Genomic DNA, 21,593 nt, shown 5'->3' on the forward strand with positions numbered 1-21,593 from the left:
ACTTTGGGGAGGTACTTCCTTTTTTGTGTTTTGAAACCCTTGCCCTGTAAGGGCTAAGATTTATGAAATTTATTCAATACTAAAATCTTTTCATTTTTTCTTTACTTTTTAGATGTAAAAAGTAATAAAATACAAATGTTACTTCCTATATTTATTGGATAAATATTACATTCTTGGCTAATAACACTGATACCTTCGGTGAGGAAGCTCTTCAAAGATAATAGAACAAGGAATGTACCAACCTTCTCATGACAAAACTGGTGAATACTTTATTTATTTGGCCTTTATGCTAAAACATGTGACCCCTGCGGATTAATAGTAGACTAAGTGCTGAAAATATGTTGATAATCTAACTCATTTAATTTTCATTAACAGATGGTATACTTAAATTACCAAAACCAACACGAAAGGTATGAGTCCATACATATGAAAACATCCAAACAATTTCAACCTTTATTCAATTCTATTACTCTACCGAATGGTGTTCCATTAGATAATCGATTTGTTTTATCCCCAATGATTACGAACTCTTCGACCAGTGAAGGCTATGTGACCGAAGAGGATTTGGCTTATGCAGAGCGTCGTGCAGGATCCGCGCCACTGCAGATCACCGGTGCAGCCTATGTTGAGCCGTATGGTCAGCTATTCGAATATGGATTCAGTATTGATGATGACCGGAGCATCGAGGGTTTGAAAAAACTCGCTCAAGCGATGAAAAAAGACGGTGCGAAAGCGATCATTCAGCTGACACACGCTGGGCGATTTTCAAAAATTTCATTGAAGGATTTCGGCGTTGTTTACGGACCAAGTAAAATGGAATTGAAAACCCCCGTCGAACATACGGTTTTGCCTATGTCCAAGCGTAAAATCAAGCACGTAATCACGCAATATGCTGACGCTACCCGGCGGGCGATTGCCGCAGGCTTTGATGGCGTGGAAATTTCCAGTGCACAACGGCTATTGATTCAAACCTTTTTCTCCACGTTTTCCAATGAACGTGACGATGAATACGGACCACAGAATCTTGAAAACCGTTCCCGCTTCGGGGTCGAAGTGATGGAAGCGGTTCAGAAAGTCATTGACGAAGAAGCGCCATCCGATTTTATCCTCGGATTCAGAGGGACGCCCGAAGAAACGCGAGGCAATGACATCGGCTATAGCGCCGAAGAATTTATCGACTTTATGAACCGAATTATGGAAGTCTCCACAATCCATTATTTAGCGACCGCCAGCTGGGGGAAAAGCATTTATAAACAAACCCTCCGTCAAGGAAAATTCAAAGGTGAATACATGAACCGCGTCATCTATGACCACCTATCTGAGCGTGTTCCAGTTATGGCAACCGGCGGAATCAATTCGCCTGAAAAAGCGATGGAAGCAATGCAATTTGCGGATATGGTCGGCATGTCGACGCCTTTTGTGACGGAGCCTGAATTCGTGACTAAACTCCAAGAAGGTCGCGAAGATGAAATTGACTTAGGGTTCACCGCAGAAGAAGTTCCTGATTTAGCCATCCCCGAAAGAGCGTTTAAAGATATCGTGGAATTAATGGACATTGGCGGATCGCTTTCTGAGGAAGCACGAGAAGAATTAAGGAAATTATACTAATTGCTAGTTAAAGCTGGCTCACTTCCCTCATAAAACGTATAAATTTTGACTAAAAAAAGTGATCAGTCACCGTCCGTCAAATTGACTTTTAGAGACGAGCCGAGGAAATACATTTTAAGCTCGTCTCTATCATTTTATATCTCACTATAAAATCACTGATATATCGCATATTCCTTTAGGTAGATTTTTCATGTATACTATAAATATACTAAAAAAGTATCTAGAGAGGAGAAGTGGGATGCCAATACCTGCAAATCACTCCAAACCTGTTCGCCAATCCGCGAAAGAAAGCGCATTCAACCAAATTCAACAATGGATTATCGATGGAACATTGCTCCCTGGCGAAAAACTAAATGATTCCGAACTAGCCAAATCGCTAGGTGTCAGCAGAACTCCGGTTCGTGAATCTTTGCAACTTTTGGAAGCACACGGTTTTGTCAAAATGTTTCCGGCTAAAGCAACACAAGTCACCAAAATCGAACGGGAAGCGATTAATGACCTTCTCCCCCCTTTGGCGGCATTACAGTCTTTATCCGCCGAATTGGCGACAGATCAATTGACGGAAGATCACATTTTTCAACTCGAACAAATCAACGATCGGTTCGCTCAAGCCATCCATTCGAATAATGACTATGCTGCACTGAAGGTCGATGAAGAATTTCACCAATTGATTGTTGACATAACGAATAACAATTATATCCAAACCGTATTAAAATCCTTACAAGCACATGTACGACGCCACTTTTTCTATAATTCGATTGAGTTAACAGAAAAGTCCATTGAAGAGCATCGTTTGATTATTGAGGCGATGAAAAACGGAAATAAAGACGAAGCTGCAACAATTATGAAAGAGAATTGGCTACGGACATTAAAAGATTTTAAGTAATATAGCATAAAAAACCGGCTCCTAGAGGAACCGGTTTTTTAAGTGTTTTATGAAGCTTGAGCCTCAACTGTCGTATCTTTTCTGAAGCGAGTAATGACTCCGGTGACTACAATAGTAACAACTGCAGGCAACAGCCATCCAAGTCCTTGACCGTATAGAGGTAGGGATTGATCATAAAAATTTATAATTGGCTGAGTCCAGCTGAAATTTTCGATTCCCAATGAGCTTGTTAGCGACAGAAGTCCATCAAAAATACTAATCAAAAACGTTACAGCAATAGTAGCTTGATAGACGATGCGATCATGATTGAACAATGGAGACAAAAATGTCAAGATCATCAAAACGATTGCCAACGGGTACAAAAACATCAAGACTGGGATAGAATAAGTAATAATATTCGTTAACCCGAAGTTCGCAATCACAAAGGTTATCGTTGCGAAAAAAATCACCAATGATTTATAACTGAATCTTGGGAACAACGTATGAAAGTATTGTGCGTTCGCTACGGTTAGCCCGATTGCTGTTGTTAGACATGCTAATATAATCGCAACAGCAAGCAATACAGAACCGAATGTACCAAAGTAATGAAACGCAGCACCACTCAACACTGGCCCACCGTTATCAAATATCGGAAGAACTTGTGTGCTCGTTGCACCGAGATAGGCAATTCCTACATAAATTGTTCCAAGAAGCAAAACAGCGATACTACCTGACTTAATGGTCGTCTTAAGAATCTCTGTTTTCGATGTCACACCCATAGCTCGAATTGCATTGATGACAATAATCCCGAACACTAATGAAGCTAGCGCATCCATCGTGTTATAGCCTTCAAGGAAGCCTGTCACAAACGCCCCGTTCGTATATGACTCCTGTGGCTCCATCATCCCTCCCATCGGATTGACAAAAGCCATCACGAGCAAAATGGCGATCAAAGCCACTAATCCAGGTGCCAAAATCTTTCCAACCGTATCAACTAGTTTCCCTGGTCTTAAAGATAATAGAAGTACGATAGCAAAAAATATCAATGTAAAAATAAATAAAGCCAATTGTTGAGATGATTCACTTACAAAAGATGAGATACCAATCTCGAATGCCACTGTTCCTGTACGAGGAGAGGCAAAAAATGGTCCAATGGTTAAATAAAGCAATGATGTGAAAAATACCGCATAAACCGGGTGAACTCTTGATGCAAGTTCTTGCAAGTTACGACTTCCTGAAAAACTCATCGCGATGATTCCAAGAAGCGGAAGTCCCACTCCGGTAATCAAAAACCCAATTGCTGCAGGCCAAAGATTTGTTCCTGCGTTTTGACCCAAACTTGCTGGAAAAATAAGATTTCCAGCTCCAAAAAATAGTGCGAATAACATTACTCCAACTGCTGCGTAAGACGAAAAAGATAATTTCACGTTAAGTTTCCTCCTAAGATGATCAGTTTTACAATATGCAATATATCGGTTGAAAATAGCATACTACTTCTCTATGCAAAATGCAATATATTAATAGAATTTTATGATAATTATATCTATTAAAAATTCATGTACTAAGATCGGTCGTTATATTCAGTAGTGTCACAAGCTAATTTCTAGTGATATAATACCGTTTTAGTGACAATTTTAAATAGAGAGAATATAGGGGGACTAGAACAAATGACGAAATTCGAAACAGAAATTCCTAAAGGCGGCGTGATCATGGACGTCGTGAATGCTGAACAAGCCAAAATTGCGGAAGCTTCAGGAGCAGTCGCGGTTATGGCACTAGAACGTGTACCTTCAGATATTAGAGCAGCAGGCGGTGTTGCCCGTATGGCTGACCCGACAATTACAGAAGAAGTGATGAATGCTGTATCCATCCCTGTCATGGCGAAAGGCAGAATCGGTCATATTGTAGAGGCACGTGTTCTTGAAGCAATCGGTGTCGATTATATAGATGAAAGCGAAGTTCTCACACCAGCAGACGATGTATTTCATTTAAAAAAATCAGATTACACAGTACCCTTTGTATGTGGGTGTCGTAATCTCGGAGAAGCAGCACGCCGAATCGGAGAAGGTGCTTCCATGCTCCGAACAAAAGGAGAGCCTGGAACAGGAAACATCGTAGAAGCAGTCCGCCATCTCAGACAAGTCCAAGGAGAAATTAGACAGCTTGCCTCAATGTCCGAAGATGAAGTGATGACATTTGCGAGAAATATCCAAGCACCATATGAGCTGCTTTTGACAATTCAAAAGGAAGGTCGCCTGCCTGTTAATAACTTTGCAGCAGGTGGTGTTGCAACACCTTCTGATGCGGCGTTAATGATGGAGCTTGGTGCTGATGGGGTATTTGTCGGCTCAGGTATTTTCAAATCCGATAATCCACAAAAGTTTGCAGAAGCGATTGTACAAGCAACTGCGAATTATAAGGATTACAAGTTAATTGCTGAACTTTCAAAAGACCTAGGTACTGCGATGAAAGGTATAGAAATCGGTACACTTGGCGAAGACCAGCGTATGCAAGATCGAAGTGAATAAATAATCTAGTATGTTAAGAAGCCAGTTACCGACATTAGGGGTAACTAGCTTCTTTTTATTATTTTGAATATGCATTTATACAAGACCAATCTTTTTATGATTGATCGATCAACCCGCGAACCTCATCGGTTGTTTCAGTCATCATCAGTCATTTCCTCAGCTCGCTAGCTCCTAAATACAATTAGTTAAAAGAGTTTACTTAATAATATTTTCCTATTTTAATTACATTGAATATTCATAATAGTTTTTATATAATATTTAAGTAGTAGAGTAGGGTTTTTCTTAAAATAAGATAAAATTCGTTATTATTAAGGAGCTATACAGATGAGTAATGACATTTTTGAGGTTTGGCAGCCCATATCTACATCATACGAACCACCCCTAAACCTTATACAGATTACACACTACCCGAATGTTGAAATGATTATAGATACAAATGACAACCATCAATTCAAGCTCTCCTATTCTTTCCATGAAGTGCTTGCAATTAGAGTGACACCTGAAGCAAGTCGCGTTGATCTCAGTATACCCACACAGAATGCGATACAAAAATATTTAGGTGGTTCAGAAAAAGGACCTTTGACCAATTTTCTTTTTTTCAAGTCCAACAAATCAGGTTTTATTGATTGGTATGATACTCTCCCAACACTTGGGAGTACCGATATACATTTAGAGCATCATATCTATTTAATGGATCAGATTATCGAAATAATAAGCGAAAATGAACCTACTGTAGTGCAAATTAAGTAAGTATAGCTTAAGGAAGCATTAATTATTGCTTCGGTAACTGGCTCCCTCTCCATTGTTAGACTTACCTAAAAAATATCTCGCGCCAAAACCGTATCTGAATAAAAAAACACCTCTTCTCTTGAAAACCAAAGAGAGGAGATGTTTTAGTTAATCCATATATTCGTTGATCAACTCACGAACCTCATCGGTCGTTTCAGTCATCATCAACCGATTTCGTAATTCACCTGCGCCGCGAAATCCTTTGACATATATTTTGAAGAATCTCCGCAATGTCTTGAACGGACGTGTTTCCATCTGCTCAGCATATTGATCAAATAAATCGAGATGTAATCTCAATAAATCCAACGATTCCTTGTGTGTATGCTCTTTCTTTTCTTTTTCAAACGCGAATGGATTTTTAAATATCCCTCGTCCGATCATGACACCATCTACACCGTATTGTTCAACGAGTTCCAAACCTTTCTGACGATCTGGAATATCACCGTTAATCGTCAGCAATGTATCCGGTGCAATTTCATCTCGAAGCTTTTTAATTTCCGGAATTAATTCCCAGTGCGCATCGACATCGCTCATCTCTTTTTTTGTACGGAGATGAATGGATAGATTGACGATATCTTGTTTCAAAATATGCGTTAGCCAATCTCGCCATTCATCAACGCGTGTGTAACCGAGTCTTGTTTTCACACTGACCGGCAGTCCGCCAGCTTTAGCCGCTTCAATAATTTCTGCTGCAACTTCCGGACGGTTAATGAGTCCACAACCTTTTCCGTTTGCTGCGACATTTTGAACAGGGCATCCCATATTAATGTCGATTCCGCGAAAGCCTTCCTTCGCCATTCCGATACTCATTTCTCGGAAATACTCAGGCTTGTCTCCCCAAATATGTGCGACAATCGGTTGCTCGTCCTCCGTATACGTCAGACGGCCACGAACACTTTGTCTTCCTTTTGGATGGCAATAGCTCTCTGTATTCGTAAACTCTGTAAAAAATACATCTGGTCTTGCCGCTTCACTGACGACATGACGAAAAACAACGTCTGTTACATCTTCCATCGGTGCTAATATAAAAAATGGTCGTGGTAAATCACGCCAGAAATTTTCTTTCATATTGAATCTCCTCGTTCTTTTGTTTGTATTCGCTCGTTCGCTATTTAAGATTCATTTATACCATGATTCATTTTAATCATTAAACCCAAGAATATCAACAAAAAATGATGATGCGGTTTTTCTATTTCTCTTTTTCTTCATTTCATACGCTAACCATTTACCTATGACTTTCATCTTCTTTTTCTTCCTACTTAAGTAGCAAATGCATTGAGAGCCTTATTACTTTCTTATCATTTTCAGATTATTAAGAGGATTAAATCTTTTATGACAGAATACATACAAGCAACCACATGAAAGGAAGTGATTTGATTGAAACAATTCAGGCTGTTGAGTATGGTTCTTGTTTTACTCATGGTTTGGACAACACCTGGTCTAGCGGCTAATCATAATGGAAATGGAGGTTCTGCCCACGCATTTGACAACAAAATCATTAAGAGAATTGATGTAGACCGCATTTACGATCATGTTTCACATCTGTCAGAAAAGATCGGTCCACGTGGTGCAGGTACAGAAGCTGAGCTTGAAACAGTTGATTACTTGGTGGAGCAATTTGAAAGTTATGGTTACGAAGAAGTCAATGTACATGAGTTTACTTTCCCATCAGGAGGAAAAGAAGTCACTTCGTACAATGTTGAAGCGGTTAAAGAGCCGAAGAAAAATCATGACTCAGGACAACAGATTATCGTTGGCTCACACCACGATTCAGTTCCTTGGGGGCCAGGCGCAAATGATGATGCATCAGGTACGGGTGTTTTGCTTGAATTAGCGCGTGTATTCTCAAACGCTCCAACAGATACAACCGTTAAATTCGTCGCTTTCGGTGCAGAAGAATATGGACTATGGGGTTCCAGAAGATATGCCGAAGCAATGTCTGAAGACGAGGTCGAGCAAACAGTGGCAATGTTTCAGTTAGACATGGTCGGAAGTGCCGATGCAGGAGATTTAGTTATGTTTACAGCTGACGGGGAACAAAATACAGTAACTGATCTTGGAGCTGCAGCTGGTTCTCGAGTTAGTGAACTCGTTCCATACAGTGAACTTGGCCGAAGTGACCATGTACCATTCCACAATTTAGGCATTCCAGCAGCATTGTTTATCCATACACCACTTGAACCGTGGTATCATACAGAGGACGATTTAATTGATTACGTCAGCAAAGAAAAAATGTTCGATGTAGCAAAAATTGTTGGATCAGCCGTTTATCGAGTTGCACGAAAAGATACACCTGCACTTGAACGTTCGGCAGTCGCACCTGTTCCTGTAGATTATTATTACGAAGAGCCAAATTTATAAAAATTCGAGACTAAAGAAACAAATTAAAACCCGAGCGATCTAGATGTAAAATAAATCGTTCGGGTTTTTTGCTTAAATCGCTGTCCTTCTAGATGCTTCTCTGATCGCAGCGTGACGGAACTTCCGTAGCCAGCAATCGTTACTTCAGTAGTTAGCGACACTTCTTCAGTAGTCAGCGACTAAACTTCAGCAGTTAGCGACACTTCTTCAGCAGTCAGCAGCACAACTTCAGCAGTTAGCGGCTCTTCTTCAGCAGTCAGCGACTAAACTTCAGCAGTTAGCGACACTTCTTCAGCAGTCAGCGACTAAACTTCAACAGTCAGCGGCTCAACTTCAGCAGTCAGCGACATTACTTCAGCAGTTAGCGGCTCTTCTTCAGCAGTCAGCGACACTTCTTCAACAGTCAGCGGCTCAACTTCAGCAGTCAGCGACTAAACTTCAACAGTCAGCGGCTCAACTTCAGCAGTCAGCAGCACAACTTCAGCAATCAGCGATCGCGACTTTATTTACTTAACTGAAGGCATTGATTTCGCTTCATATCTGCACACTACATTTTTTCTTTTGGCTAACTTTCAATCACCTATCTATAAAAAATCCCCATAAGAGTAGATGTCAAAACGCTCTACTCTTATGAGGATTTAATGTTTCATTCTTTTTTATTATTTTGTGCTTACAGGTTCACCTTGTTCTTCTTTTGTTTCCACAGGGTTTCTAATGAGGTGATCAAAAGCACCTAATGCTGCAGTTGCTCCTGTTCCCATTGAAACGATAATCTGATTGTAGAATACATCTGTACAATCACCTGCTGCAAAAAGACCTGGAACATTCGTAGAACCTTGTTTGTCAACGATAATCTCACCAATACGGTTTTTCTCGACTTTATCGCCAAGCCAACCTGTATTTGGAACAAGACCGATTTGAACAAACACACCTGCTAAGTCAATTTGCTTTTCTTCCTTCGTTTCCAGATCAATATATTTCAATCCTTCAACTTGATCAGATCCTATGATTTCTGTAGATTGAGCATTTGTAATCACAGTCACATTTGGAAGTTTAGCTAGGTTGTTTTGTAGAACTTCGTCTGCTTTCAATTCTGAAGAATACTCTAGAACAGTTACGTGGTTTACAATGCCTGCAAGGTCAATGGCTGCTTCAACACCGGAGTTACCTCCGCCGACAACAGCAACATCTTTCCCTTCAAACAATGGACCATCACAGTGTGCACAGTATGCGACACCTTTGTTCGAGAATTCTGCTTCGCCTGGAATACCAAGTTTACGCCAGCTCGCTCCTGTTGAAGCGATCACTGTACGGCTTTTTAGAATCGCGCCGTTTTCAAGCTCTATTTCAAACATGTCTTTTTTCTCAATACCACTTACGCGTTGTAAGTTAATGATATCAATAGGATAGTCCTTCACATGTTCTTCAAGGCTTGCTACAAGCTTTGGTCCTTCCGTTTTTGTGACACTAATGAAGTTTTCGATGCTCATCGTGTCTAACACTTGGCCACCTAAGCGCTCCGTGACAATTCCTGTACGGATACCTTTACGTGCTGCATAAATAGCGGCACTTGCACCAGCTGGTCCACCACCGACAACAAGTACGTCGAATGGATCTTTGGCAGATAGTTCAGATGCATCCGGTCCACTACCAAGCTTAGCTAGAATTTCTTCTGCAGACATACGTCCACTTCCGAATTCTTCACCATTTAACATAACTGTCGGTACAGCCATGATGTTTTTCGCTTCCACTTCTTCTTTGTTTGTCGCTCCGTCAATCATCGTATGGGAAATATTTGGATTGAGAACGCTCATCATGTTTAATGCTTGCACGACATCTGGACAGTTATGGCAGCTAAGGCTTACGTACGTTTCAAAGTGGTACTCGCCTTTGACTTCTTTTGCTTGGTCAATGACACTTTGGTCGACTTTAGGTGCTCTTCCACTGACTTGCAATAAAGCCAATACAAGTGATGTAAATTCTTCACCGAGTGGAATGCCAGCAAATGCAACCCCAGTGTCTTCACCAACACGATTTACGCTAAAGCTTGGTGTTCTTTCTAAGCTTGTCTTTTCAACCGTAATTTTCGATGACATGGAAGCTATTTCATTCACAAACTCTTCCATTTTATTTGACACGTCACCTGTGTCCACACTGAGTTTTAAAACAATATCACTTTCGAGCAGCTGAAGGTATTGTTCTAATTGTGCTTTAATATTTGCTTCAAGCATGCTTATCGCACTCCTTAAATTTTACCAACTAGGTCTAGACTTGGTGTTAATGTTTCAGATCCTTCTTCCCATTTAGCTGGGCAAACTTCGCCTGGATTCTTACGCACATATTGTGCTGCTTTTACTTTATCAACGATGACACTTGCGTCACGGCCAATTCCATCTGCGTTAATTTCAACTGTCTGAATAACACCGTCTGGATCAATGACAAAAGTACCGCGATCTGCAAGACCGGACTCTTCGTTTAATACGTCAAAATTACGAGAAACAATTCCTGATGGATCACCAATCATTGGATATTTGATTTTACCAATTTTTTCAGAGTTATCGTGCCAGCCTTTGTGTACGAAATGTGTATCTGTTGATACAGAATAAACTTCTACACCCAGCTCTTTCAATGTGTCATACTGATCTTGAAGGTCTTCAAGTTCTGTAGGACAAACGAATGAAAAGTCTGCAGGGTAAAAACAAACAACACTCCACTGACCTTTAAAGTTCTCTTCTGTAACGTCAATAAATTCATCGTTTACAGGATGATAAGCTTTCGCCTGAAATGGTTGTACTTCTTTTCCGATTAATGACATAGTAATTATTCCTCCTAATAGATATTTATTAATAATAATTACAATCAAATATATATTATAATAAACCACTGGTACTGTCAACAAGTACAGTCGTTCTGCAGAAATGTTTAAAGTTTGGACACATTTAACGCTGATTTTCATTATTCATTCATTTGCTTAATTGAGAATTCACCGGTAAAACGACCAAACCTAGCGTTATGATAACAGCCATATACACTAGCATTCCACTTTAAAGCATTCATAAACACGAAAACGAACTTGTAATTGGATTGTAAGGTGCTTAACAAGTTTATTTATCGATTATTGTCATATAACGAGGTGATTTTTATACTCAGACAGCTTCAGATTTATTTTTCACTGTGTTGTGGCGACGTTCGATAAATGATATTACAGTTTTAAACCTTTTAAACGAATAAGCAAATACTGGGCTCTGAACAAATGTGAAAATAAGTGTAAACCAAAAAACAGGTCCTCCGAGAATAAAACCTATCACGAGTATAAAGCTTTCAACGATGATCCGTACTCTTCCGATTGGTGCATTTGTTTTGTCTGCAATGGATAACATAAACCCATCCCTCGGCCCTGAACCAACTTGTGCTGAATTATATAATCCTCCGCCTATGCCCATCACAACCATTCCGCCAATCATGACGAGTGAATCGGTCCATGAGAAGCTCGCATTCGGCAAAAAATCAATCCATAGAAATAAGTCAACAAAAGCACCGACGAGTACACCATTTAAAAATGTGCCTAATTTAATATAGCTTTTATCCAAGAACCAAGAGACGATGATTAAAATTAAGGAAATAATGATCGCCCATGTACCAATGGATAAACCTAATTTTTCAAATAGCGCAACCGCAAGGACGTCCCACGGATGGATGCCTAGGTGTTGCATACTAAGCGCGATGGTAATCCCATAACTAAACGTCAGTAATCCGATAAAATAAAAAAGCCATCGAGTGATGAACATAAACATCTTGCTTCTTCCTTTCTTTCTCTCCTATATCTATATTAATACGAATTAACCGGATAAGAAAGTTCCCGGATTATCAATGTAAAAACTCGAATGAGCGAACGTCATTAAACATGAAAAAACCTCTCGAGATTATTTATTCGAGAGGTTAGTGATTGTTATTTTGTTATGGCGTCCCGGAGTTGTCTTTTTAAAATTTTTCCACTGGCATTGCGTGGTAATTCATCGACGAGTTCAACTTGTTTTGGCACTTTGAAACTTGCGAGCTTCCCTTTCACATGTTGAATGATTTCATCTTCCGTGATGTCATCTTTTCTGACGACAAATGCAGTTACCGCTTCAATCCATCTTTCATCAGGTACACCGACAACGGCGACTTCTGCAACTTGAGGCAATTGATAAATACAATCCTCAATCTCTCTTGAAGCGACAACGACACCACCCGTATTAATGACATCCTTCACACGGTCAATCACTTCGATGTAACCTTCTTCATCCATTTTCACGAGATCCCCTGAGTGAAACCATCCATCCTTAAAGGCTTCACTCGTTGCTTCTGGCTTGTTCCAATAACCTAGACATAAATGCGGCGATCGGTAAACGATTTCTCCTAGCTCACCAACAGCAACATCATTTCCTTCTGAATCAACGACTCGTGTTTCAACAAACAAAAGCGGTCGGCCTGCTGAACTCGGACGTTCTTCGTGCTCTTCTGGAAGCAAGACTGTACAGGCTGGGCCCATTTCGGACTGACCGAACACGTTATAAAACCCTAATTCAGGAAGATGGTTTTGCAGTCGTTCTAAAATCGGACCTGGCATAATCGAAGCACCGTAATAGGCTTTTTTCAGTGTACTTAAATCACGATTTGTGAACTCAGGATGATTCGCTAAAGAAACCCATGCCGTTGGTGCCGCGAAAAATGAAGTAATATCATCCTCTTCTATCGATTGCAAAACTTGATCAGGTACAGGAGATTTCAACACTTTGTTCCAGCCACCAACCATTAAGGCAGGAAGCATGAAAACATGCATTTGTGCAGAATGGTAAAGAGGCATACTATGGAGCGCTCGGTCCGATTCTTTAATATTCAACCCTTGAATACAACTGACATAATGATGGACTAACGCCCGATGTGTCATGATGGCACCTTTTGGTTTGGAAGTCGTTCCTGAAGTGTAAAGTAACTGAGCAACATCTGTGTCTTCCACTCCAAAGTCGACCTCTAAAGGCTCATCATTTTTTGTTGTCCAGTCTAATACGTGATCTTCAAAATAAATTATTTTGTGATGGTGATTATTCTCATTCTTTTCGATCTCTGTTGCAAGATCAAGATCGGCTACAACTAAGGTAGGATCTGAATCACTCAAAATATAGTCCAACTCCGCCCCTTTTAGTTGGAAATTTACCGGAACATGAATCGCTCCTAAACGAACTGCCGCAAGATACAGCTCTACATATAAATCGGAATTTTTGCCATACGCAGCAACACGTTCTCCCTTGTTCACACCTTGGTTTTGTAATTCGAGAGCTACACTGGTGACTGCTTGATCTAACTGTTCATACGTCCACGTTCTTTCCCCATAAATGATTGCCGTGTGGTGCGGAGTCCGTTTCGCTGTCCGTTTGACTGTTTCAGCAATGGTGTTGGATCTCATTTCATCTCCTCCATTTCGTTATATAAACTTAAATTCAAAAACTTTAGTATTATCAGAATTATTTGATTTAATTTTAGCTCAAAAATGTCTAACCTGCAATAGTTGGTCAATCTTATCTTCATTCCTTATAATAGAAGAAATATTTAAAAGGAGATTAAATCATGCAGACCGTCCAACAACTTTCTGACCGAATCTATTACCTACCACCGTATCCCAAAACAGATCGTCCAATTTTGGCAGCGGTCGTTGGGGATTCACGGACACTACTCATCGATGCCGGAAATTCTGCGGAACATGCAAAACTGTTCAACCAGCAACTGAATGTTCATGGGATTTGTGGTCACTTATTAGCACTTACCCATTGGCATTGGGATCACGTATTTGGGTTGCAGGAAATGAACCTCCCTTCGATTGCGAACAACCTGACTCTTCAAGGAATGAAAAAACTGCAAGGCTATTCTTGGAATGACCAAGCATTAGACCGCCGTGTCGAACAAGGTATTGAAATCCCTTTTTGTTCGGAAGCAATCAAGCTTGAATTAGGTGCTGATCGAAACGTTATGATTCCAGACCCAACCATTACGTTTGATCATCAAATCAAACTAAATCTCGGTGGGGTTTCCTGTATCATCGAGCACGTTGGCGGCGACCACTCACCTGACTCGACGCTAATTTATGTACCCGAGGAAAAAATGCTCTTTCTCGGAGATTGCCTCTATGCAAATATGTATGCAGAAAAGTGGCACTATACGACTGAAAACATAACGAAGCTACTAGACAGAATTGATGAGTTCGACGCAGAAACATTCTTCTTGTCCCATCACCCTGGACCATTTACGAAAGAAGAATTCTCTTCCTTTCGATCATTGTTGAAAACCTGCGCGCGGTTAGCGGAAAAGCATCAAGGAGAACGAGATTCTATGGCTCATGAGATGGCCTCACTTTTGCAACGCGAATTAAATGAAGAAGAAAAAGAAATTATGGAGTACTTCGTGAACGGATTTCGGATTTAAGTGCTTTTATCATTCAGAGCCCTTCTATTCCGGGGTAGAGCGTTATTTCGGTACGTTATCTTCGATTAGAAAGCTTCTATTCGAGGATAGAGAGCTATTTTCGTGCGCTACCCCCGATTAGAACGCTTCTATTCGAAGGTAGAGAGCTATTTTTGTACGCTACCCCCGATTAGAACGCTTCTATTCGAAGGTAGAGAGCTATTTTCGTGTGCTACCCCCGATTAGAACGCTTCTATTCGAAGCTAGAGAGCTATTTTCGTACGCTACCCCCGATTAGAGTGCTTCTATTCAACGATAGGGAGCAATTTTCACACGCTATCCCTGATTAAAACATTTTTTTAAATGAACAGAACAAAAAACGGCACCTAACCATTTATTTTCATGGCAGGTGCCGTCTTTCTATTTTTTAACCCTCATTTATTTTACGTAGTTTGTCGTGATGTAGATACTTTGCTCATTTGGAATCGACTGATCAAGCCAGTTATAACAATGGATATAGCTGCTGGCACTAACCAACCGAGTCCTTGACCATATAATGGTAACCATTTCTCAAAAAGGGTTATTATCGGTTGCATCCAAGCGAAGTAATCGATTCCTAATGATTCAGCAAGCGACTTCAACCCGTCAAAGAAACCGATTACAAAAGTGACCGAAATCGTCGTGATGTAAACAAGTTGTGCATGCTTAAATAGTGGTGATAAAAACGTTAATAAAATTAAAACGATCGCTAATGGGTATAAAAACATTAAAATCGGTACGGAATAAGTGATGATATTTGTCAGTCCAAAGTTCGCAATGGCAAACGTGATTGTCACAAAGAAAATAACATAGGTTTTATAGCTGAATTTCGGCATCAATGAATGAAAGTATTGAGCGTTGGCCACAGTCAATCCAATCGCTGTCGTTAAACATGCCAGTATAATGGCAATCGCTAACAATACAGAGCCGAATGTTCCATAATAATGCGAGGCTGCGCCACTTAAAACAGGCCCACCATTATCAAATATTGGAAGAACCTGTGTACTGATTGCTCCTAAATAAGCAATCCCCACATACATGGTTCCAAGAAGTAAAATGGCTATGCTACCAGCTTTAATAGTCGTCCGAAGTATATCTTTTTTCGACGTAACACCCATCGCATAAATCGCATTGATGACGATAATGCCGAAAACTAAAGATGAAAGTGCGTCCATTGTATTGTAGCCTTCAAGAAACCCTGTCAGAAATGCTCCATCCGAATAAGATTCCTGTGGTGATTGGAATTCACCCATCGGATTGACGAAAGCGGTTACTAATAAGATCGCAATCAAAGAAACTAACCCAGGCGCCAACATTTTACCGATTGTATCAACTAGCTGTCCTGGCTTTAAGGAAAAGAAAAGAACGACTAAGAAAAATAATAACGTAAAAATAAATAATGCTAGTTGCTGAGACGACTCACTGACAAAAGAGGATATACCGATTTCAAACGCCACCGTTCCCGTACGAGGGGAGGCGAAGAATGGCCCGATCGTTAAGTATAATAATGATGTAAAAAACACTCCATATAACGGGTGCACCCGTGCCGCAAGCTCTTGTAAATTTCGACTCCCTGAAAAACTCATGGCGATGATTCCGAGGAGTGGCAAGCCAACACCCGTGATTAAAAAGCCAATTGCCGCTGGCCAGAGATTTTCACCAGCATTCTGTCCTAAACTTGCCGGAAAAATCAGATTTCCAGCGCCAAAAAATAACGCGAATAACATAACTCCTACTGCTGCATAGGATGAGAATGATAATTTCACAATCGAGTTCCCCCATCGATGATTAATTTCTGTGATTTTTCTGAAATATTTAATTTATCAAGCGAAACTTATGGTACTACGATTGTGTTTATATTTCAATGCTTTTTAAGTGAATTTTTAGACAAATTGTGACAAAGTTTTTTCCAATTTATCTAGTTGTTTACGCAGCAAGGGAAATCATTCAATTTTAATATCATGAATTCGGGATTTGTTTGCCTGATTTTTTTATTCATTTTCCGGTTTTAAACGGCTTTACTGAGCAGTATACCCTCCATCAATGATAATCGCTTGGCCTGTTACACCACTGGCCAAGTCCAAATGTCTTATTTAATAGTTTCACGCTCGTGTTAACAATCTCCTGCATACTCTCTCCATCACTCTTTTGATTTTCGTACAAGTTTACTCTCCCCCGTTCATCTGTCGTTCATATTCAATGGGTAAACTAAAATTATCAAAATGGTTGGAGGAATGGAAAGATGAACATTGGCTGGAAAGAAATCAATAAAAATAAAAGTAGATTTTTGATTTTAGGCTCAATCATTTTCCTTGTTAGTTTATTGACAATGATTATATCCGGCTTAGCGAACGGATTGTCACAGGATAATGCCGCTTTAATAAAAGATTTACCAGAAGGTCATTTCTATATGAGTGAAGATGCTGAGGAAACTTACAATCTATCAAGAATAGATACAGATGTTCAACATGAAATCATGAATGACCATCAAAATGCGGTAGCCTTATCGATTCAAATGGGGTTCTTGATTGATCAGGAGGACAAACAGCAAAGTGTTGCATTCGTTACAGCAACCGATTCAAAGCTATTTACACAAGTTGATGAAGGGGAAGTCATCGTAGATCGCTCGTTGAAAGAGAAAGGTATAAAAGTGGGGGATCTATTAACAAACAATCAACTCCGTGATGAATTAGTCGTCAAAGGTTTCGTTGATCAAAAGAAATTCAGCCATGCGCCAGTCGCGTATATTAATAGTGAAGACTATAAAAAGATGTATAACGTTGAACAAATGCAATTAGTTTTCCTACCAGGAGAAAATTCAGCACAAAATTTCACTGGATTACAATCCTACTCGAATAAAGATTTTTTAAGTACGATTCCGAGTTATAACGCAGAACAAATGTCCTTAACAATGATTGTTTCGTTTTTAATCGTCATCAGTGGCATGTTGTTTGCAATCTTTTTCTACATGATGAACATTCAAAAGATTGGTTTATATGGAATTCTAAAAGCCGTTGGAATCAAAACAAGTAGACTGTTCAAGATGATCTGGACACAAATGTTATTCATTACCATCATTGCTTTGGCGCTGTCCATTTCGCTAAGTCATGCGTTCAATAGCATCGCACCTGAAGGAATGCCTTTTCACTTAACCTTTGAGACGACAACACAGCTATCAATCATTTTCTTAGTTGTCGGTTTTATCGGAGCTACACTTTCAGGATTACAAATTAGAAAAATCGAGCCGCTTCGGGCGATCCAACAAGGAGAGGATTAATTTGACGATATTCACATTGGACGAAGTAGAGAAAACATTTACAAATGGTGAAATAGAGGAAAATATATTGAAAGGCATTAGCCTATCGCTAAAAGAAGGAGAAATCACCGCACTCGTCGGTACATCGGGTTCTGGCAAGAGTACACTGTTGACGATTGCTGCAGGATTACAACCCGCTTCCGATGGTGAAGTTCTGTTTGATGGCAATAACCTGACAACCATGAGTTCTGAACAAGTACGTAAAGTACGTGCAAAGGAATTTGGGTTTGTCTTTCAATTTGCTCACCTCGTTCCTTTCCTCACAGTGGAAGAACAATTGATGCTTATGCTGGAAGTCTCTGAATCTACATTATCAAAGAAAGAACAAAAAAAAGAAATTGATCAGCTTTTAAATGTGATTGGAATGGAGCACCGTAAAACAGCCTACCCTTCTTCATTGTCGGGTGGTGAAAAACAGCGAGTTGCCGTTGCTCGTGCGATCATTCACAAACCAAAAGTTCTTTTTGCTGATGAACCGACGGCAAGCTTGGATTCAAAACGATCCAAAGATATGATGGAGTTAATTCGTGATTTAACGAAAAAGATGAATATTACAACGTTAATGGTTACTCACGATGAAGAAATGCTCTCTTATGTAGACCGAATTCTACAAATGAGTGATGGTATGGTCCTAGAAAATAAATGACATTAGTAGAAAACGATTAACGATAGTGAGAATATAAAGAGGCTGAGACAATACCTTTAAAGTTGACACAGATACGAATATTCTAATTTAGTGTGCCGGAAATACGCGCTTCGGAAATATACTGCGCTTTTCGCGGGCAGCTGTTGAGCCTCCTCGTGCTTCGCACTGCGGGGTCTCACCTAGGCTTTTGCTCCCGCAGAAGTCTCCGTATATTTCCTACGCTAAGTTAGATTGTTATTCGTGTTTCTGAGTTTATAACTCAGATTTGTCCCAAGCTCTATTTGCAATTGAAAATGGTTAAGAAGGAGGCTACGCAATGAAAACAATTCTTGTTGTCGATGACGATATAAACATTTTGCAGTTGGTATCCATCCATTTAACCGAAGCGGGTTATCACGTCGTTCAAGCAAAAGACGGGACAGATGCATTAAAAATTCTTCATAAGGAACAATGTGATTTAGCAGTCGTCGATGTCATGATGCCTTTCATGGATGGCTTTGCTTTAACGAGAGAAATACGAAGAGAATTCGATATACCCGTCATCCTTTTAACAGCCAAAGATCAAATTAATGACAAAGAGGAAGGGTTTAAATCCGGTACAGATGATTATCTCGTTAAACCGTTTGAGCCGAAAGAATTAATCTTTCGAATCGAGGCGTTATTTCGCAGGTACGACAGCCATGCAGATGACGATTCGAAAATCCGATTCGGCAATACGATGATCAATAAACAAACATATGAAGTCCAAATCGATGATCGAACGATTCTTTTACCTTTAAAGGAATTCGAACTTCTCTACTTTTTAGCATCCAATCCGATGCATGTGTTTTCAAGAGAACATATAATTGAACATGTTTGGAGTTGGGATTATGAAGGCGATGAACGAACAGTCGACGTTCATATTAAACGATTAAGGCAACGCTTCTCTAATTTAACAGATGATTTTCAAATTAAAACCGTGCGTGGCATTGGGTATTCATTGGAGGCTAAACGCAAATGAGGTCCCTTTATGTTAAATTTGTATGGATTACAATCGGCATTATGATTTTTAGTAGCGTTATTGCCTTTTTCATTTCCAATACGTATTATCAACAAAAATTAAAACCTGAAAACGACGAAAAGAACACGGAAATTGCATTGAATATCGCTGAATTCACCGAACAACATCCTGAGGTCAACCTGCATGATTACTTGGAAAACATCTCTTCGATTGGATATCAACTTTATTTAGTCGATGAATCTGGCGATGAGACGTCATTCGGTGCCCCTTTCCGGGAATACAACCTTTCAAAGTCCGCTGTTGAACAAGTATTAAGCGGTAATGTTTTTCATGGAATTTTAAACTTCCCACAAGAAACATTCGTGACCGGTTTCTTTGCGAATGAATTAAAAAATACAATTGGTGTGCCATTAACACATAATGATGAAAACTATGCACTCTTTCTTCGTCCGGACATTAAACTGCTTTTCAATGAGATGCATATTTTATTTGGTTGGCTGCTAGCCCTAACCATTCTGCTCAGTATTATTATGGTTCTTTTCAGTACAAAATACTTAGTTCAACCAATTTCAAAACTGACGACAGCAACAAAAACGTTATCTGAAGGTAATTTTAATGTGGATGAGCTCGATACAGAGCGGAATGATGAACTTGGGGAGCTTTCTTCTCATTTTTTACGAATGGCTAACAGGCTAGAACAGACAAACGAAATGAGAAAAGAATTTATTTCCAACATCTCACATGATATACAGTCACCTTTATCCAATATAAAAGGCTATACAAACCTGCTAGAAAGTGATTCTCTCAATCCAGAAGAAAAAAGCAATTACATTTCCATCATTAATGGTGAGATTAGCCGACTTTCGACATTAACGAAACAACTACTATTGCTTGCGTCATTGGATCGCGACGAAGATTTGATGAAAGAGACTACCGTTCATATAGGTGAACAGCTTAAAGAACTGATCAGGAATCATCAGTGGCAAATGGATGAGAAAAATATATCAATCGGATTTAAACTACCGGACGTAACGATTACTGCTGATCCTGCTTTACTCCATACGGTTTGGGAAAATTTATTAACGAATGCCATTAAATATAACAGGCCAGATGGCAGCATTGAATTGTTAGTTGAAGAAAAACCTGAATCTGTGCGCGTCTCCTTCATCGACTCAGGCATCGGAATAAAAGCAGATGAACAAGCGAAAATCTTTGATCGTTTTTATCGAGTCGATTCTGCGAGAACGCGATTGATTGAAGGTACAGGATTAGGACTATCGATTGTCCAAGCCATCGTCCAATTGCATGGTGGAACAATTCATATAAACAGTAATGAAAACGAAGGAACAACAATTGATGTGGAATTACCGAAAAGTTAAGAGTTTAACTAATCGCAACTGTCATTAACCTTTGTTCATACCCCGTTCATATTCAAGAGATATACTTTATATAATGAAACCTTGAACAATTGGAGGGGTATTGAATGAATAAAAACAGTAAGATTTTATTGCAGTTTGCGGGAATATTCGGACTGATTGGTGCTATCTTAGGTGCACATATGGCCGGTTCTGGTTCTTATGCATTCCGTGCGGTGCATGCCCATATTCTTGTCGTCGGCTGGCTAACCCTTTTCGGATGGGCCGTTTATTACAAGATCTTTCAACAAAAGGATTCACTATTAACGAAGCTTCATGTTTGGACAGCCATTATCGGTTCTGTAGGATTAACGATCGGCATGTGGTTATATATGGTGAAGCCATTTGAACTTCCTACTGGCGTCACGCTATCAGTCTATATCGGTGGTGGTGTTGCATTACTAGCCAGTTTCTTCTTCTTTTTCTTGCTCACCTTGTTTGTAAAAGAAGAAAAATAAGTACGATAAAGGATTATGGATTCAAGCCTTATAAGTTACTAAGCTATACGGTTAACCCTGAAGGTGTGCAGAATAACCCTGAAGCTGCATGGACTAACGCTGAAGTTATGCGGATTAACCCTGAAGC

At 39.8% G+C, this 21,593-nt stretch carries 18 protein-coding genes; 11 read left to right on the forward strand and 7 right to left on the reverse strand.

The window, feature by feature from the left end:
- Positions 1-426 precede the first annotated feature (426 nt).
- Positions 427-1,608 (forward strand): NADH-dependent flavin oxidoreductase, encoded by a 1,182-nt coding sequence (locus tag FPQ10_RS11480; RefSeq protein ID WP_144163649.1) that lies wholly within the window; start codon positions 427-429, stop codon positions 1,606-1,608.
- A gap of 238 nt (positions 1,609-1,846) precedes the next feature.
- Entirely contained in the window at positions 1,847-2,494 is a 648-nt protein-coding gene (locus FPQ10_RS11485; protein WP_144163650.1) for a GntR family transcriptional regulator, read from the forward strand.
- Between the two features lie 47 nt (positions 2,495-2,541).
- Here FPQ10_RS11485 and brnQ (FPQ10_RS11490) read toward each other — a convergent pair whose 3' ends face one another.
- Complete coding sequence (brnQ, locus tag FPQ10_RS11490) at positions 2,542-3,900, reverse strand: branched-chain amino acid transport system II carrier protein (protein WP_255439937.1); 1,359 nt, start codon at positions 3,898-3,900, stop codon at positions 2,542-2,544.
- Positions 3,901-4,140: 240 nt separating this feature from the next.
- Between brnQ (FPQ10_RS11490) and pdxS the strand changes: the two genes are divergently transcribed.
- Both pdxS and FPQ10_RS11500 read left to right on the forward strand, forming a co-directional pair.
- Entirely contained in the window at positions 4,141-5,001 is an 861-nt protein-coding gene (gene pdxS, locus FPQ10_RS11495) for a pyridoxal 5'-phosphate synthase lyase subunit PdxS (RefSeq protein WP_144163651.1), read from the forward strand.
- A gap of 324 nt (positions 5,002-5,325) precedes the next feature.
- Complete coding sequence (locus FPQ10_RS11500) at positions 5,326-5,751, forward strand: hypothetical protein (RefSeq protein WP_144163652.1); 426 nt, start codon at positions 5,326-5,328, stop codon at positions 5,749-5,751.
- 147 nt (positions 5,752-5,898) lie between these two features.
- On the opposite strand, the gene FPQ10_RS11505 is transcribed toward FPQ10_RS11500, so the two are convergent.
- Positions 5,899-6,858 carry a tRNA dihydrouridine synthase gene (locus tag FPQ10_RS11505; RefSeq protein ID WP_144163653.1) on the reverse strand — a complete coding sequence of 320 codons (960 nt, stop codon included), beginning with the start codon at positions 6,856-6,858 and terminating at the stop codon, positions 5,899-5,901.
- Between the two features lie 309 nt (positions 6,859-7,167).
- Here FPQ10_RS11505 and FPQ10_RS11510 point away from each other — a divergent pair, with 309 nt between their 5' ends.
- Entirely contained in the window at positions 7,168-8,151 is a 984-nt protein-coding gene (locus tag FPQ10_RS11510) for a M28 family peptidase (protein WP_255439938.1), read from the forward strand.
- A 659-nt stretch (positions 8,152-8,810) separates the two neighbouring features.
- On the opposite strand, the gene ahpF is transcribed toward FPQ10_RS11510, so the two are convergent.
- The 4 genes from ahpF to FPQ10_RS11530 form a co-directional block, all read right to left on the reverse strand.
- Positions 8,811-10,382, reverse strand: coding sequence for an alkyl hydroperoxide reductase subunit F (gene ahpF, locus FPQ10_RS11515; RefSeq protein WP_144163654.1), 1,572 nt, complete (start codon positions 10,380-10,382; stop codon positions 8,811-8,813).
- Positions 10,383-10,396: 14 nt separating this feature from the next.
- Positions 10,397-10,966, reverse strand: a complete 570-nt coding sequence (ahpC, locus tag FPQ10_RS11520) for an alkyl hydroperoxide reductase subunit C (protein ID WP_144163655.1) — start codon at positions 10,964-10,966, stop codon at positions 10,397-10,399.
- A 331-nt stretch (positions 10,967-11,297) separates the two neighbouring features.
- A complete protein-coding gene (locus FPQ10_RS11525; protein ID WP_255439940.1) occupies positions 11,298-11,945 on the reverse strand; it encodes a YczE/YyaS/YitT family protein in 648 nt (215 codons plus the stop codon).
- Positions 11,946-12,100: 155 nt separating this feature from the next.
- Positions 12,101-13,600 (reverse strand): fatty acyl-CoA synthetase, encoded by a 1,500-nt coding sequence (locus tag FPQ10_RS11530; RefSeq protein ID WP_144163656.1) that lies wholly within the window; start codon positions 13,598-13,600, stop codon positions 12,101-12,103.
- 161 nt (positions 13,601-13,761) lie between these two features.
- Between FPQ10_RS11530 and FPQ10_RS11535 the strand changes: the two genes are divergently transcribed.
- Positions 13,762-14,613 (forward strand): MBL fold metallo-hydrolase, encoded by an 852-nt coding sequence (locus FPQ10_RS11535; RefSeq protein ID WP_144163657.1) that lies wholly within the window; start codon positions 13,762-13,764, stop codon positions 14,611-14,613.
- Positions 14,614-15,035: 422 nt separating this feature from the next.
- Here the strand turns inward: FPQ10_RS11535 and brnQ (FPQ10_RS11540) are convergent, their stop codons facing one another.
- Complete coding sequence (gene brnQ, locus FPQ10_RS11540; RefSeq protein WP_144163658.1) at positions 15,036-16,397, reverse strand: branched-chain amino acid transport system II carrier protein; 1,362 nt, start codon at positions 16,395-16,397, stop codon at positions 15,036-15,038.
- Positions 16,398-16,873: 476 nt separating this feature from the next.
- On the opposite strand from brnQ (FPQ10_RS11540), the gene FPQ10_RS11545 reads away from it, so the two are divergent.
- The 5 genes from FPQ10_RS11545 (at position 16,874) to FPQ10_RS11565 (ending at position 21,466) form a co-directional block, all read left to right on the forward strand.
- A complete protein-coding gene (locus tag FPQ10_RS11545) occupies positions 16,874-17,908 on the forward strand; it encodes an ABC transporter permease (RefSeq protein ID WP_144163659.1) in 1,035 nt (344 codons plus the stop codon).
- Between the two features lies 1 nt (position 17,909).
- A complete protein-coding gene (locus tag FPQ10_RS11550; protein ID WP_144163660.1) occupies positions 17,910-18,593 on the forward strand; it encodes an ABC transporter ATP-binding protein in 684 nt (227 codons plus the stop codon).
- A gap of 316 nt (positions 18,594-18,909) precedes the next feature.
- A complete protein-coding gene (locus FPQ10_RS11555; RefSeq protein ID WP_144163661.1) occupies positions 18,910-19,593 on the forward strand; it encodes a response regulator transcription factor in 684 nt (227 codons plus the stop codon).
- Entirely contained in the window at positions 19,590-20,972 is a 1,383-nt protein-coding gene (locus FPQ10_RS11560) for a sensor histidine kinase (protein WP_144163662.1), read from the forward strand. The genes FPQ10_RS11555 and FPQ10_RS11560 overlap by 4 nt, the downstream gene beginning before the upstream one ends.
- A gap of 104 nt (positions 20,973-21,076) precedes the next feature.
- Complete coding sequence (locus FPQ10_RS11565; protein WP_144163663.1) at positions 21,077-21,466, forward strand: hypothetical protein; 390 nt, start codon at positions 21,077-21,079, stop codon at positions 21,464-21,466.
- The last annotated feature ends 127 nt before the right edge of the window (positions 21,467-21,593 follow it).

This window comes from Allobacillus sp. SKP2-8 (assembly GCF_007559355.1).
In the GTDB taxonomy this organism is placed as follows: domain Bacteria; phylum Bacillota; class Bacilli; order Bacillales; family Alkalibacillaceae; genus Allobacillus; species Allobacillus halotolerans.

Bases quoted from the DNA above. Each gene is read 5' to 3' on its own strand.
- FPQ10_RS11545 (WP_144163659.1), top strand. From the start codon at position 16,874: ATGAACATTGGCTGGAAAGAAATCAATAAAAATAAAAGTAGATTTTTG.
- FPQ10_RS11530 (WP_144163656.1), bottom strand. From the start codon at position 13,600: ATGAGATCCAACACCATTGCTGAAACAGTCAAACGGACAGCGAAACGG.
- FPQ10_RS11555 (WP_144163661.1), top strand. From the start codon at position 18,910: ATGAAAACAATTCTTGTTGTCGATGACGATATAAACATTTTGCAGTTG.
- FPQ10_RS11535 (WP_144163657.1), top strand. From the start codon at position 13,762: ATGCAGACCGTCCAACAACTTTCTGACCGAATCTATTACCTACCACCG.
- ahpF (WP_144163654.1), bottom strand. From the start codon at position 10,382: ATGCTTGAAGCAAATATTAAAGCACAATTAGAACAATACCTTCAGCTG.
- pdxS (WP_144163651.1), top strand. From the start codon at position 4,141: ATGACGAAATTCGAAACAGAAATTCCTAAAGGCGGCGTGATCATGGAC.
- FPQ10_RS11525 (WP_255439940.1), bottom strand. From the start codon at position 11,945: ATGTTTATGTTCATCACTCGATGGCTTTTTTATTTTATCGGATTACTG.
- FPQ10_RS11505 (WP_144163653.1), bottom strand. From the start codon at position 6,858: ATGAAAGAAAATTTCTGGCGTGATTTACCACGACCATTTTTTATATTA.
- FPQ10_RS11500 (WP_144163652.1), top strand. From the start codon at position 5,326: ATGAGTAATGACATTTTTGAGGTTTGGCAGCCCATATCTACATCATAC.
- FPQ10_RS11560 (WP_144163662.1), top strand. From the start codon at position 19,590: ATGAGGTCCCTTTATGTTAAATTTGTATGGATTACAATCGGCATTATG.
- FPQ10_RS11485 (WP_144163650.1), top strand. From the start codon at position 1,847: ATGCCAATACCTGCAAATCACTCCAAACCTGTTCGCCAATCCGCGAAA.
- ahpC (WP_144163655.1), bottom strand. From the start codon at position 10,966: ATGTCATTAATCGGAAAAGAAGTACAACCATTTCAGGCGAAAGCTTAT.
- FPQ10_RS11565 (WP_144163663.1), top strand. From the start codon at position 21,077: ATGAATAAAAACAGTAAGATTTTATTGCAGTTTGCGGGAATATTCGGA.
- FPQ10_RS11480 (WP_144163649.1), top strand. From the start codon at position 427: ATGAAAACATCCAAACAATTTCAACCTTTATTCAATTCTATTACTCTA.